This is a genomic window from Streptomyces sp. NPDC093221 (assembly GCF_044753885.1).
In the GTDB taxonomy this organism is placed as follows: Bacteria; Actinomycetota; Actinomycetes; order Streptomycetales; family Streptomycetaceae; genus Actinacidiphila.
In genome coordinates this window covers 82,817-96,855 of record NZ_JBIVOA010000003.1, presented here as the reverse complement: position 1 = coordinate 96,855, position 14,039 = coordinate 82,817, and the positions used below count along the sequence as shown (strand labels likewise).

The window sequence follows — 14,039 nt, the reverse complement described above, 5'->3', positions numbered from 1 at the left end:
GGGGACCCACCGTAGCGTGCGCGGAAGGCGGCTGTTGACGAACACCGGTCCGCCCGCGGTCCCGCCCGGTCGTCGCGCCGCTCAGCCGCCCGCTCCCGCGCGGCCCCAGTCCTGGCCGACGCGGGCCCAGTCCCGCTCCCAGCTCGTCAGCCGGCGGCTCATCAGCCGCCACATCACCAACTGCCGTACGATCATCAGGAATCCGGCGGCGGACGTCGCGGCCGCGGTGCCCGCCAGCACGGAGTGCGTGGCGGCGGTGGCCGAATCCAGCGGTGGCGCGACCAGTTCGCCCGAGCGGTCCGTCCACAGCCAGATACCGCCCTTGCGCCAGACCTCGATGTCGCCGGGCACCGTCGCGCTGTAGACGGATTCGCCGTCCGGGGACTTCCAGCGCAGCAGATCGCCGCGGCGCGGATCGGCGGTGCCGACCTTGTCGGCGACCGCGGGCGTCGTCGTGTCCGGCGGATCCAGCACGGTGGCGGGGACCAGCCGCCGCTGCGCGTTCTCGGTGCGCACCACCCGCTGGAGGGCCCGGTCCACCGAACTGCCCGCCCACCAGCCGAGCGCGGGGGTCGCGCAGAGCAGCACCACGGTGGCCACGCCGAGCCATGCCTCGACGAGATCGGAGCGGCGCCGCAGCGGATTGCGCCGCCACCGCCAGCCGAACTTCCTGAGCCGTGTGCGGTGACGCTGCCGACTCTGGCGATTCATGGACGGACCCCCTTCACACCCGTTCAACTACCGCAAACGGCGCGACTCATGCGTGTGGATCCGCGGGGGTCGCGGGAGCGCCGCGGCGACGCGTTACTCCACGATGGTCAACGGGTCGCCGACCCGTAGGGTTCCGGGGTTCTCGGGGATCAGATTCTGGCCGAAAACAAGACTCGAACCGATCCTGCGGTACTTGCCGAGGGTGTGCAGCGGCTCCTTGCCGCGCCCGGCGCTGCCCTGGTCGGTGGTGGTGATCACGCACCGCCCGCAGGGTTTGGGGACGCGGAAGGTGACCTCGCCGATCCGTACCCGCCGCCAGTCGTCCTCGGCCCACGCCTCGGTGCCGTCCACGACCGCGTTCGGCCTGAAGCGGTTCATCGGCAGCGGGCCCTCCTCGGCCCGCTCGCCCTGCGCGATCAGCGAGTTGAGGGCGGCGAGCGAGGCGGTCGTGGTCACCAGCAGCGGAAAGCCGTCGGCGAGGCTGACCATGTCGCCCGGCGCGGAGAAATCGGGGTCGACCGGCCGCCGGACCGCGGGGTCGTCCATGTGCATCAGCCGCACCGGGCGGCCGAGATACCCGCTGAACCAGTCGTCGGCCCCCTGCCCCGCGGGCACGACCTCGATCTTGTGGGCGAAGAGCGTCACCGTCTCCAGCGGACCCGGTTCAGGCACGGCGACATCGAGCGGCGGCAGCCCGGGACCGGTCAGCCGCAGACCGCCACCCCCCACGGGTTCGGCGGCCAGCAGCGCCATACGCGGCTGTTCCCGCTGTGTCACGGCCTTGCCCCGCTCGCGGTCGACCAGCATCCAACGGCGGTCAGCGGTGAGCCCCCACGGCTCCACGACCGCCGTCCGCATGCTGATTCCACGCAGCGACTTGACCGGGTAGATGTGCAGCGCGCTGAGGACGGTCGAGGTCATACCGCCATCCTGCCAGCACGCGCGCCGGGCCGATCGGCCCGGGAGGTACCTGATCAGCCCTGGTAGTAACCGCCGCCCCCGGCGGCCGGGGGAACACCCTGGCCGAGATTGCGCCGCGGATACTGCTCCTCCGGGTGGCCGCCGGGCGCCTGCCGCGGCGGTACGGGACGCGGCGGCACCGGCCGCGCGGCCTCGTAGCCGGAGGGGGAGGGCTGCGGCGGCTGCGCCGGGTACCCGCCGCCGTTGCTGTAACCGTTGCCGGTGCCCGTCCCGTTGGAGCCGCCGCCGTTGAAAGCGCCGCCATTGCCGCCGTTGAAGGCGTTCCCGTTGAAGCCGCCGCGCGGGGCGGCGGTCTGCTGCGGGATGTACGGCGCGGGCGGCGGCTGGTACGCGGGCGTCGGGTAGCCGTTCTGCGCGGCGGGCTGCGGCTGGGTGTACTGCGGCGAGGGGGCCGACGGCCCCGACGGCAGAGCCGGGAGGGCGGGCAGCGCGGGAAGGTTGCTGCCGGGGTAGCCGCTGTATCCGGTGCCTGTCTCGTACGGGGTGTAGGACGGCACGCGGATGGGGGCGATCTGCGGTGTGCCTCGCTCGGCCACGAGGCTGTCGTAGATCGGGGTGTCCGGGAAGGACGAGGACGAGGGGTAGTAGCCGCTGTAGCCGCCACCATAAGAACCGCGGGGGGAGCTCATGAGCCATAAGTTAAGCCCACGATGTGGTCGTTGGGGAGACCGATTAGCGGGTTGTTTGCGCTGCGTGTTGCGCGGTCCTGTCCCCAATATGAGCGAATCCGGGGAAAACGGTCAGCGTCTCATGATGTGATCAGGTAAAAGCCGTGCGTCCTTGGTGTTACCGGGCGTCTCGGCGCACGTGCGAGGGGGCATCCGATGACGCTGCGCAAGGGCGAGAACATGCCGCTGCCCACGGCTGTCCTCCAGGTGGAGTTCACCAGGCGGGCGGGTACGGGCATCCCGCGCGCCGAGGTCTGCGCGCTGCTCGTGGCGGACACCGGGGCCCGCGATGCGGACGATCTGGTGCACGCCGCCGCACCCGTGCACCCCTCCGGCGCGGTGCGCTACGCGGCTGGTGGAACGCCGGATCCGGACCCGGCCGCAGGCACGGTCACTGACACTCTTTCGGTTGACCTCACGTCCGTCGAAACGGCCGTCACCTCCGTGCTGATCGTCGCCCGCTCCGACGGCGGCACCTTCGGCCGGATCCCCGGACTGCGGCTGCGCGTCACCGACGGGGGAGCGGAGGTCGCGCGCTTCGACTGCGAGGGGGCCACGGCGGAGACGGCGTACGTCCTCGGCGAGTGTTACCGGCGCGGCGGCGGCTGGAAATTCCGGGCGGTCGGGCAGGGGTACGGCTCCGGGCTCGCGGGGCTGGGCGCCGCGTACGGGCTGCGGGCGGATCAACTGCCGGAGCGGCTGCCGGAGGTGGTGCCCGATCCCGTACCCGATCCCGTACCTGAGCCCATGGCCGAGCCCATGTCCCACCCTCTGCCCGAGGCGACGCGTGCCGTCGCTCCGGAGCCGACCGTTGTCGTACCCGTCGTACCACCCGCCCCGATGACGCCGCCCCTTCCGGCTTCGGCACCCGCGCCGGTACGGCTGTCCAAGGTCACGCTCACCAAGGACGCGCCGGCGGTCTCGCTCACCAAACAGGGCGGCGCGACGGGCGCGTTGCGGGTCAATCTGAGCTGGCGGGTCGACCCGGCCCGCGGCGGCGGGCGGTTCCGCAAGGGCGGCGGCGTCGACCTCGACCTGTGCGCGCTCTTCGAACTCTCCGACGGCAGCAAGGGTGTGGTGCAGGCCCTCGGCAACGCCTTCGGCTCGCTCTACCAGCCGCCGTTCATCCTGCTCGACGGCGACGACCGCACCGGCGGCAGCGCGTCCGGCGAGAATCTGACCGTCAACCTCGACCACACCGCCCACTTCCGGCGGATCCTCGTCTTCGTCACGATCTACGAAGGCGCCCGCAGCTTCGCGGGACTGCACGCCACCGTCACGCTCCAGCCGCAGTACGGCGCCCCGGTCGACTTCGTCCTCGACGAGTGCACCGTGCAGTCCAACGTCTGCGCCCTCGCGCTGCTGGTCCGCGAGGGCGACGACCTCGTCGTACGGCGCGAGGCGCGCTATCTGGTGCCCAGGCGCGGCGTGAGCCCGCAGCGCACGACGGACTACGCGTACGGCTGGGGCCTGAACTGGACGCCGGGCCGCAAGTGAGGCGTGGCTGAAGGGACTTGGCGCGGGCCCCGACGGGCTCCGTGCCGACGGACAGGCCCTAGACGGAGGCGTCGGGCCGCGCGTAGGTGCGGCCCTTCCAGGCGGCGCCCCGGCCGCGGTAGTGCTCGACCGCGGAGTCGACGGTCATCAGCAGATACAGCGCCGCCGTGTACGGCAGGGTCGGCGCCAGCCACCACGGCTGACCGTAGTACCGCAGCATCGGTACGTAACTGGCCGCCATCGCCGCCCACGCCGCGAGCCCCAGCGCGCACAGCGGCCAGGCCCCGGCGATCGCGCCGCCGACCGCCGCGAGCGGCGGCACCAGATAGATCAGCGCGAGGCCGAGCACGGTGCCGAGCAACACCGCCGGATTGTGCCGGAGTTGCGCGTACGCGCTGCGCGAGACCATCCGCCACAGCTCGCCCAGGTCCGGGTAGGGCCGCACGCTGTCCACGCGTTCGGCGAGCCCGAGCCAGATCCTGCCGCCCGAACGCTTCACCGCGCGGGCGAGCGCCACGTCGTCGATCACCGACTGCCGGATGGAGTCGGGCACGCGGGCGGCGGCCACGGCCGACGCGCGGATCAGCACGCAGCCGCCCGCGGCGGCGGCCGTACGGGAGCGGGCCTTGTTGATCCAGCGGAAGGGGTAGAGCTGCGCGAAGAAGTACACGAAGGCCGGGACGATGAGCTTCTCCCAGCCCGTCTCCACGCGCAGGCGTGCCATGAGCGAGACCATGTCGAGGTCGCGGGAGACCGCGGCGGCCGTCAACTCGCGCAGACTGTCCGGCCGGTGGGCGATGTCGGCGTCCGTCAGCAGCAGGTAGTCGGGGCCGCTGCGCTCGGCGGCCAGCGTGATGCCGTGCCGTACCGCCCACAGCTTGCCCGTCCAGCCGGGCGGCGGCTCGCCGGGCGAGGAGACCGTCAGCGGCAGACCTCCGTGCCGGTCGTGCAGCGCGCGGGCCAGGTCCCCGGTGCCGTCGGTGCTGCCGTCGTCGATCAGGAAGACCTCGGCGTGGCCCGGATACTCCTGGGCCAGCAGCGACGGCAGGCTCACCCCGATCACCTCGGCCTCGTCCCGCGCGGGCACGACGATCGCGATCGACGGCCACTCGTCCAGCGCGCCCCGCCGCGGCAGCCGCACATCGGTCCGCCAGAAACCCCCCTGCCCGACCACCAGCCACACCCAGGCCAGCAACGACACCCCTGCGATCACCATCAACACCGTCACGCCCCGCAGTCTGCCGCACCCACCCCCCACCACCCGCCGCGCCCCGCCCTCCCCGAAGCCCGATCGGAGCGCCTCCCTGCCCGCCGACGGCCGCCCGGCGGCTGCGGTACCCACCGCCTGCGGCGGCGACGGCCTCGGTCCGGGCCGCCGCCATGGCCCCATCCGCAGGGGCGCGGCCCCCTGCCGCCCGGCGCGCCCCGCCTTCCTCGACGCGGAGCGGGCCGACCCCCCCCGACCACCGCGCGGCGGCGGCTCCGGCGGTGCGGGGATCGGCATCGGGGCGTGGGCGGGTCGGGGGTGGCGACGCGGCGGCGGGGCGGGGGGCGTCGCTAGAGTGGCGGGGTGAAGATCGCACTGGTGGACTCCGGGATCGGACTGCTCGCGGCGGCGGCGGCCGTACGGCGGCTGCGGGTGGACGCGGATCTGGTGCTGTCGTCCGACCCCGAGGGAATGCCGTGGGGTCCGCGCGGCGCGGAGGACGTGACCGGGCGGGCGCTGGAGTGCGCGCGGGCCGCGGTCGCGCACCGGCCCGACGCGCTGATCGTCGCCTGCAACACCGCGACCGTGCACGCGCTGCCCGCGCTGCGGGCCGCCTTCGAACCGGCCGTGCCGGTCGTCGGCACCGTGCCCGCGATCAAGCCTGCGGCGGCGGCCGGCGGCTCCCTCGCAATCTGGGCGACGCCCGCGACGACGGGCAGCGCGTACCAGCGCGGACTGATCGCGGAATTCGGCAACGGCGCGCACATCACCGAGGTGCCCTGCCCCGGTCTCGCGGACGCCGTGCAGCACGGCGACACCGCGGCCGTGGCCGCCGCGGTCGCCGCCGCCGCGGCGCTGACCCCCGCCGGAGCGCGGGCCATCGTGCTCGGCTGCACGCACTACGAACTCGTCGCCGACCGGATCGCCGCGGCCGTCCCCGGCGCCGTGCTGTACGGCTCGGCGGACGCCGTCGCCGCGCAGGCGCTGCGCCGTGCGGGGTCCGCCGCCCGGGCGACCGGCGGCGGCCGGATCGAGGTCGTCCTCAACGGCCGGTCGGCCCCGCTCCCCGCGGCGGCGCTGGCGTACGCCGAAGGCGCCTCATTGGTGACACCCGCCACCGCCTGAGTGCATAGGGCTGCCTTCTGGTGGGTATCCCAGTACCCTTCACAGCATGACGCACCCTCCTCGGCCGGAGAGCGGCGCGCCCCACGTCTGGACGGGGCGGGCCCGTAACCGCATGCAATGGGTGCTCGCCGCCTGTGGCGCCGCCTGCATGGCGCTGGGCATCGAGCTGGCCGTGGAAGGCCCCGACGCCGCCTCGGGCCTGGCCCCGCTGGTGATGTCCGTGGTGGGCTGCGTGGCCGTCGGACTGCTGGTGCTGTTCGGCACGGTCGCCTTCACGCACGTCAGGGTCCGGGTCGACCACGACGCGGTCGACGTGCGCTGCGGCCACATCGGAGTGCCGCGCCGCCGTATCCCGCTGGAGCAGGTCAGCGGCGCCCAGCTCGCGCCCCTGGTCAGCCCGCGCAACTGGGGCGGCTGGGGTTACCGCTGGCGCCCTGAGGAGGGCACCGCGGTCGTCGTCCGCCGTGGCCAGGGCCTGGTCATCGACCTCGGCAGCGGTCGCCGCTTCACGGTCACCGTCGACGACGCGCAGGGCGCCGTGGACACCATCCGCGACCTGCTGACGCTGCGCACCGCCCGCCACACCTCCGGCGCCTGACCCGCGTCCCGCGGGCCGGAGACGCCCAGGCCCGCACACCCGTATCCGGGGCGGGCCCCGAGGCCGCGCCACCCGGTCAGCGCAGTGGACCGAATCCGTCGTCCGGCAGCAAGAGGCCGGACGCCGACCCGGCCACCGGCGGGCAGCCGTCGTCCGGCAGAGGGCGGGCCGTGGCCATGCCCGCCAGGAACCCGGCTCCCGCCGTGACCACGGCGTAGCTGAGCACGTGGTCGACAGTGGCGAGCAGGGCGAGCCCGGTGAGGGCGGCGCCCGCGGTGAGGACGACGGGGGTCGGGCGCGGCGAGCGCCACAGGGCGTACAGCAGCCAGCCGAAGGCGACGGCGAGCAGCGCCGCGCCCGGAATGCCCTGCTCGGCGGCGAGCTGGAGCGGCGCGGACGGCGGTGAGGCTGCGACGGCGGTGGTGGCGTCCGCGGGCGGACCGGCGTTCTCCTCGGTGAACCGCTCGGGCCCGACCCCGCGCAGCGGGTGCCGCTCGGCCAGGTCGATCGCCTCGTGCCACAGCTCGACCCGCGGCTGGGTGAGCTGGCCGGTCAGCGATTCGGACAGACCCGACGGCAGGGCGTCGACCGCGACGGCGTAGCTGCCGCCGACGGCGAGCGCGGCGGCCAGCGCCAGCCCGCACAGGCCGAGCAGCCGCCGCCGCATCCGGGCGGCGGCCAGCGAGTACAGGACGACGGCGATCCCCGCCGCGAAGCCCGCCGCCGAGCCCAGCGCGAGCGCGGTGACGGCGGCGCCCGCCGCCACGAGCCGCAGCCCGAGCCGCCACCCCTTGCCCCGGACCGACCACGCGGCGCAGCAGGCGGCGCCGACCGCGAGGACCAGCAGCGCGGCGTCGGCGTTCGGATAGCCGAGCGGCGGCGCGTCGGGGTGCGCGGACAGCCGGCTCGGCGGGACGAGGACCAGGGCGAGTACGGCCATGGCCGCGACGGCGGGCGCGAGCACCGGCAGCAGCGCGCCGAGGATGCGGCCGGCCGCGTATCCGGCGCTGACCGCGAGGATGGCGAGCAGGGTGCCCTCGGGGCGGGCGGCGCGGCCCGCGGCGGCGATCAGCGTCCAGACGCCGCAGCAGACGAGGAGGGCGATGCCGACGGCGTCGGTGGTGCCGCTGTACGGACGCGGTTCGCGCCGCGGCGGACGCGGCGCCCCGGCCGCCTTCGTACGCGTGGCGCCCGGCGTCCCGCCGGCCGTCGTGTCCATCCCCCGGTACCCCCTGCCACCCGGGCGCGACGGGGTACCGTCACACCCGCGTTCCCCGCGTGGGCGCTGTCTGTCGCCACCGTAACGGGTGACACCCCGACCTGTGGATACGTCGTACGGGAACCCGGCACCACGTGGGAAACCTGGTGCTGGTGTGGCGTTCACCGTCGTTCTCGTACGCTCTGGGCATGGCGATTCCCGAATTCATCCGAGACATCCGCGCGAAGGCGGGGGACACCCTGCTGCTCCTGCCGGGTGTGGTGACCGTCGTCTTCGACGACCGCGGCCGGATCCTGCTCAACCGCCGTACGGACACCGGAAAATGGGCGCTCATCAGTGGCATCCCCGACCCGGGCGAGCAGCCCGCCGAGGCGGCCGTCCGGGAGATCGAGGAGGAGACCGGGGTGCACGCCGTCGTCGAGAAGGTGCTGAGCGTCTTCACCAACGAGCCGGTGAGGTACGACAACGGCGACCGCGCCCAGTACATCGACATCGTGCTGCGCTGTCGGGCCGTCGGCGGCGAGGCGCGGGTGAACGACGACGAATCGCTCGACGTGCGCTGGTTCGCGCTGGACGAACTGCCGCCGCTCGGCCCGATCGCCCGCGGCCGGATCGACATGGCGCTGCGCGACGACCCCACGTGGTTCGCGCCCGCCACCGCTCCGGGAGCGGCGCACCCCGGATACCCGGCCCCGTAACAGCCGCACCGAGGACACCGGCCCGCGCGGGGGTACGAACGAGGCCCAGGTGCGGAGCCGCCCCGTGCCGGTTCCGAACCCGGGCCTCGCCCAGGGGAGGCACCGCGCGTGTCCCGGCCGTCGGCCGCCGGGACCCGAGGCGTATGCCATCGAGCCGATCTTCACGCCACACCCCCGTTGGGTGGCGGAAGACCGCCAAGCTTGTTTGCCTTCACCGCACTGATCGACTAATCAATCGACTACATCGACTACTCAACTGAAGGGCCTGGCTCAAGCATTGGGCACGGCGGCCTCAACTCGTCCTCAACTGGTCCTCATTGGAGCCCGCGGTCTATGATGCAGTTTCCGATCACAACGCCGGGCGAGCCCGGTAAGGGGGACGGCGTGAGGTTTCGGGTCCTCGGCGCCTTGGAGGCCTGGTCCGGTCGGACCCGAATATCCCTCGGCGGGCCCAGGGAACAGCGAGTCCTCGCGCTGCTTCTCCTCGAAGCCAACAGGACCGTATCGCTCAGCCACCTCGTCGACGCCCTCTGGGACGAGACTCCGCCCGCCACGGCCGGAAAGCAGATCCGCAACGCGGTGTCGCGACTGCGCTCGGCGCTGGTCGCCGCTCCCGGCGGGACCGGGGACATCACGGCCGTCGGAGACGCGGGATACCGGATGGCGGTGAGCGAAGGCGCTCTGGACAGTGCCGAATTCGACCGTCAGGTGGCCGCCGCGGAGTCGGCGCGCGTCGCGGGCGACCTCGCCGAGTGCGTGGAACTGCTGGGCGCGGCGCTGGAGTTGTGGCACGGACCCGCGCTCGCCGGGCTCTCGGGGCGGGTGATCGAGGCCAGGGCGGCGGCCTGGAACGAACGGCGGCTCGCGGTCCAGGAGACCTGTACCGACCACCAGTTGGCCCTCGGGCGGCATACGGAAGTGGTCGCCTCGCTGTCCGCGATCGTCGCCGAGTACCCGCTGCGCGAGAAGCCGGTCAGCCAGCTCATGCTCGCACTGCACCGCGGCGGCAGGCAGAGCGAGGCGCTCGCCGCCTTCCACGGGCTGCGCACCCGCCTGGCCGACGAGATGGGCCTGGACGTACCGCCCGCGCTCGACCTGCTGCACCAGCGGATTCTCGCCAATGATCCCTCGGTCGCCGCCCCCGAGAGGCCGCGCGCCACGGAGGGCGGACCGGTCGCCGCCCCGGCCCGCGTGCCCCGCCAACTCCCCGCCGCTTCACGGCACTTCACCGGCCGCCGCAGACAGCTCAAGCTCCTCGACGAACTCCTCGACCACGCCGTGCAGTTCGGCGGCACCGCCGTCATCTCGGCCATCGACGGCACCGCGGGCATCGGCAAGACGACGCTGGCCATCCACTGGGCGCAGCGCAATGCCGAGCGATTCCCCGACGGCCAGCTCCACGTCAATCTGCGCGGATTCGCTCCCGGCTCCCGCCCGTTGGCGCCGGTCGAGGCGATCCGCGGCTTCCTCGACGCGCTCGGGGTGCCCGCCGAGAGCGTCCCCGAGGAACTGGACGCCCGCGCCGCGCTCTACCGCACCCTGCTGGCGGGCCGCCGGGTCCTGATCGTCCTGGACAACGCGCGCGACACCGACCAGGTCCGGCCGCTGCTGCCCGGCAGCACCTCCTGCGCCGTGGTGATCACCAGCCGCAATCAACTGACCGGCCTGATCGCCGCCGAGGGCGCCACCCCCGTCACCCTCGACCTGCTCAGCGCGGTGGAGTCGCTGGACCTGCTGGCCCGCCGCCTCGGCCCCGAGCGCACCGCCGCGGAACCCGAGGCCGCCGCCGAACTGGTCGAGCTGTGCGCCCGGCTGCCGCTCGCCCTGAGCATCGCCGCCGCCCGCGCCCTCGTCTCGCCCCGGCTGTCGCTCGCCGACCTGGTCGCCGCGCTGCGCGACGTACGCCACCGGCTCGACACCCTCGACATCGGCGACGCCTCCACCGACCTGCGCGCGGTCTTCTCCTGGTCGTACGGGCACCTGTCGGAGTCCGCCCGGCGGATGTTCCGGCTGCTGTCGGTCCACCCGGGACCCGACATCACCGTCCCGGCCGCGGCGAGCCTGACCGGGGTGACCGTCGCCGAGGCGCGCCGCGCGCTGTACGACCTGACCCGTGCCCACCTGGTGATGGAGCATGTGCCGGGACGCTTCACCTTCCACGACCTGCTCCGCGCGTACGCCGGTGAGCTGACCGCCACGCACGACAGCGAGGCGGAGCGCCGTACGGTCCTGCTGCGGGTGCTCGACCACTACCTGCACACCGCCCACGCGGCGGCCAGGCTGCTGAGCCCGGTGCCGATCCCGCTGACGCTGGGGGACCCGGAGCCGGGCGCGGTGCCCGAGACGCTCGCCGACGCGCGGCGGGCTGCGGAGTGGATGGAGGCCGAGGAGCAGGTCCTGATGGCCACCGTCACGCAGGCCGATGTCAACGGCTTCGACGTGCACTCCGACCGGCTCGGCTGGATCCTGATGGGCGTCTGCGACCGGCGCGGCCCCAACCCGGCGTCGCCGCCCGACCCCTGGGGCCCCCGGCGCTCCGGCGTGCACCGGGGTCTCGGCACCAGCTACTCGTGGCTGGTCGCGTACCCGGCCGCCCTCACCCACCTCGAACACTGCGCCGGGGTCTACCGCGACCTCGACGACAGCACCGGTCTCGCGCACACCTACTTCGGCCTCAGCTCGGTGCTCGAACACCGGGGCCGCTACCAGGAAGCGCTCGAATACGCCCAGCAGGCAGCGGAGTTGTTCAACGTCGTCGCGCACCAGCACGGCGAGGCGCGGGCCCGTAACGCGGCGGGCTGGCTGCTGGGCAGGCTCGGCGACTTCGCCGCCTCCCTGACGCAGTGTCAGCAGGGCCTGGCGCTCTACCGCGTGCTCGGCGACCGGCCGATGCAGGCGGTCGCCTGGGACAATCTGGGCTACGCGCACCACGGGCTCGGGCAGTACGCGGAGGCCGTCGATGCCTTCGAACGGTCGCTGGAGATCACCCGGGCGTTGGGCGACCTCGCCGAGGAGGTCGTGACGCTCAGTTATCTGGGTGACACCCATCACGCCGCCGGTGACACGGCCGCCGCGGCCGAGGTCCGCCGCACCGCCCTGACCATTCTCGAAGGGCTCGAACCCCGCGAGGTCGCCGTGCTGCGCGAGGTGACCCACCTGTAGTCGCCGGTTGACGGACCAGAAGGCGTCTGTCACGGTTTTCCCAGGGGCTTGTCCTGCCCCACAACAGCCTCCGTGGGGGAACTCCCCTTCACACGGGGGCTTTTCGCCGCCCTGACCGCGCCGCGGGCGCCGGGCGAGCACACCCCCGCACCCGCGCGTTCACCTCGGCGATTCCCGCCGGTGGCCGCGCCGGTGTCACGCCTGTGATCCCTGCCTCACCGCCCGACGGCGATGTCACATCCGCTCGCGGAGGGCTCCTCTTGGGGCCGTAGAGCTGATCGTCGCCGCCTCGAACGACACACGCGACCGTGAGCGCCTGCCACGCCCACGGCAAGGAGGAATTGTGAACAAGTTGCGGGGCAACCCGTGGGCGATCCTGACGGTGCTGTCCATCGGGTTCTTCATGACACTGCTCGACCTGACGATCGTCAACATCGCCATTCCGGACATGGTGGAGCACCTGAACGCGTCACTCGACCAGATCCTGTGGATCACCAACGCGTACACCCTGGCGCTCGCCGTACTCCTGATCACCGCGGGCCGGATGGGCGATCTGACCGGCAAGAAGAACCTCTTCGTCTACGGCGTCGCGCTGTTCACCCTGGCGAGCCTGGCCTGCGGTCTGTCGCAGAACCCGTCGCAGCTCATCACCTTCCGCGCGATCCAGGGCATCGGCGCCGCGATGCTGCTGCCGCAGACCCTCTCCCTGATCATCGACGTCTTCCCGCACGAGAAGCGCGGTGTCGCGCTCGGCATCTGGGGCATCGTGGCCGGTGTGTCCGGCGCCGCGGGCCCGGCCGTCGGCGGTGTGCTCGTCACCAAGATCGACTGGCGCTGGATCTTCTTCGTCAACATCCCGCTCGGCGTCCTGGCGGTGGCCGGCGCCCTGCTGTTCATCCCCAACGCGGAACGAACGGTCAAGCACCGCTTCGACGTTCCAGGCGTCGTCCTGCTGTCGCTGACGCTCTTCCTGCTCTCCTTCGCGCTGATCGAGGGGCAGAAGTACAACTGGAACGGCTGGATCTGGACGTCGATCGCCGCCTCCGCCGTGGTCTTCGCGGTCTTCCTGGTCTACCAGCGCGGCCAGCAGGACAACGAACCCCTCGTGCCGTTCTCGCTGTTCAAGGACCGCAACTTCACGATCATGAACTTCGTCGGCATCGCGATCTCGTTCGGCATCGTGGGCCTCTTCCTCCCGATCACCGTCTACCTCCAGTCCATCCTCGGCTACAGCGCCATGAAGTCCGGCATCGTGCTGCTGCCGCTGTCCGTCGGCACCTTCGTGATGGCCGGGCCCGCGGGTGTGCTCTCCGAGAAGCTGGGCGGCAAGTACATCCTGATGACCGGCCTCGTGCTGTACGGCGGCGGCCTGCTGTGGGTGATGTCCGTGGCCGACGTCGGCCAGAGCTGGACCGGCATCGTGGCACCGCTGTTCATCATGGGCATGGGCGCGGGCTGCACCTTCACCCCGATGGCCACCGAGGTCATGCGCAATGTGCCGCCCAAGCTCACCGGCGCCGCGTCCGGCGTCAACAACGCGCTGCGGCAGGTCGGTTCCGTGCTCGCGGGCGCCGTGGTCGGCGCGGTGCTCCAGGGGCAGCTCGCCTCCTCCCTCAAGGACCAGGCGGCGCAGCGGGCCGGGAGCGTACCCGCGGACTACCGCGAGGGGTTCGTGAAGAGCTTCGACAACGCGGGCAAGCACCTCGAAGTGGCGGGCAACACCTCGGGATTGAAGCTCCCCTCGGACGTCCCCGCCGACGCGGCGCACCGCATCCAGGACGCCGGCACCGCGGTCTTCGGGCACGGCTTCATCGACGCCATGCACCCGACACTGCTGGTGTCCGTCGTGGTGATGGCGCTGGGCGCGCTGTCCTGCCTGCTCGTCAAGAAGATCGACGGCGCCTCGGCCAACCCCCACGGGCTGCCGCTCAGCGCGGACGAGATCGCCGCCGCGGAGGCCGCCGCCTCGCCCGCCGACCCGGCCCCCGCCAGGGGCTGAACCGGTACAGGGCGACAGCGGTGCGCGGGCTCCGTTCCCCGGTTCGAGGGGGAGCGGGGCCCGTTTCCCGCACCGCGCCGCCCCGCCCCGCCCCGCACCGCGCCGCCCGCGACTCGCCGCACCGTACTGCGACTCACCGCACCGCACCGCCCGCGCCCGACCCGCCGCTTCCGC

The 14,039-nt window shown here is 73.1% G+C and carries 11 protein-coding genes; 6 read left to right on the top strand and 5 right to left on the bottom strand.

Annotated elements, in window-relative coordinates:
* Positions 1–81 precede the first annotated feature (81 nt).
* From ACIQCJ_RS12460 to ACIQCJ_RS12450, 3 genes are all read right to left on the bottom strand, one after another.
* Positions 82–711 (bottom strand): hypothetical protein, encoded by a 630-nt coding sequence (locus ACIQCJ_RS12460; protein ID WP_391164135.1) that lies wholly within the window; start codon positions 709–711, stop codon positions 82–84.
* A 93-nt stretch (positions 712–804) separates the two neighbouring features.
* Positions 805–1,632, bottom strand: a complete 828-nt coding sequence (locus ACIQCJ_RS12455) for an MOSC domain-containing protein (RefSeq protein ID WP_402711333.1) — start codon at positions 1,630–1,632, stop codon at positions 805–807.
* Between the two features lie 53 nt (positions 1,633–1,685).
* Complete coding sequence (locus ACIQCJ_RS12450) at positions 1,686–2,321, bottom strand: DUF6643 family protein (RefSeq protein ID WP_402711332.1); 636 nt, start codon at positions 2,319–2,321, stop codon at positions 1,686–1,688.
* Positions 2,322–2,516: 195 nt separating this feature from the next.
* Between ACIQCJ_RS12450 and ACIQCJ_RS12445 the strand changes: the two genes are divergently transcribed.
* Positions 2,517–3,857 (top strand): TerD family protein, encoded by a 1,341-nt coding sequence (locus tag ACIQCJ_RS12445; protein WP_402711331.1) that lies wholly within the window; start codon positions 2,517–2,519, stop codon positions 3,855–3,857.
* A gap of 58 nt (positions 3,858–3,915) precedes the next feature.
* On the opposite strand, the gene ACIQCJ_RS12440 is transcribed toward ACIQCJ_RS12445, so the two are convergent.
* A complete protein-coding gene (locus ACIQCJ_RS12440) occupies positions 3,916–5,073 on the bottom strand; it encodes a glycosyltransferase (RefSeq protein WP_355344119.1) in 1,158 nt (385 codons plus the stop codon).
* Between the two features lie 354 nt (positions 5,074–5,427).
* Here ACIQCJ_RS12440 and ACIQCJ_RS12435 point away from each other — a divergent pair, with 354 nt between their 5' ends.
* Together ACIQCJ_RS12435 and ACIQCJ_RS12430 are read left to right on the top strand one after the other, a co-directional pair.
* Positions 5,428–6,189 carry an aspartate/glutamate racemase family protein gene (locus ACIQCJ_RS12435; protein ID WP_391050165.1) on the top strand — a complete coding sequence of 254 codons (762 nt, stop codon included), beginning with the start codon at positions 5,428–5,430 and terminating at the stop codon, positions 6,187–6,189.
* A gap of 46 nt (positions 6,190–6,235) precedes the next feature.
* Entirely contained in the window at positions 6,236–6,787 is a 552-nt protein-coding gene (locus ACIQCJ_RS12430; RefSeq protein WP_391050163.1) for a hypothetical protein, read from the top strand.
* A gap of 76 nt (positions 6,788–6,863) precedes the next feature.
* Here ACIQCJ_RS12430 and ACIQCJ_RS12425 read toward each other — a convergent pair whose 3' ends face one another.
* A complete protein-coding gene (locus ACIQCJ_RS12425) occupies positions 6,864–8,006 on the bottom strand; it encodes an O-antigen ligase family protein (RefSeq protein WP_402711330.1) in 1,143 nt (380 codons plus the stop codon).
* Positions 8,007–8,194: 188 nt separating this feature from the next.
* Here ACIQCJ_RS12425 and ACIQCJ_RS12420 point away from each other — a divergent pair, with 188 nt between their 5' ends.
* The 3 genes from ACIQCJ_RS12420 (at position 8,195) to ACIQCJ_RS12410 (ending at position 13,865) form a co-directional block, all read left to right on the top strand.
* Positions 8,195–8,704, top strand: a complete 510-nt coding sequence (locus ACIQCJ_RS12420; protein ID WP_391050159.1) for an NUDIX domain-containing protein — start codon at positions 8,195–8,197, stop codon at positions 8,702–8,704.
* A gap of 384 nt (positions 8,705–9,088) precedes the next feature.
* A complete protein-coding gene (locus tag ACIQCJ_RS12415; protein WP_402711329.1) occupies positions 9,089–11,866 on the top strand; it encodes an AfsR/SARP family transcriptional regulator in 2,778 nt (925 codons plus the stop codon).
* A 343-nt stretch (positions 11,867–12,209) separates the two neighbouring features.
* On the top strand, positions 12,210–13,865 hold the full coding sequence (locus ACIQCJ_RS12410) for an MFS transporter (RefSeq protein ID WP_355343925.1): 1,656 nt from the start codon (positions 12,210–12,212) through the stop codon (positions 13,863–13,865).
* Positions 13,866–14,039: the final 174 nt, after the last annotated feature.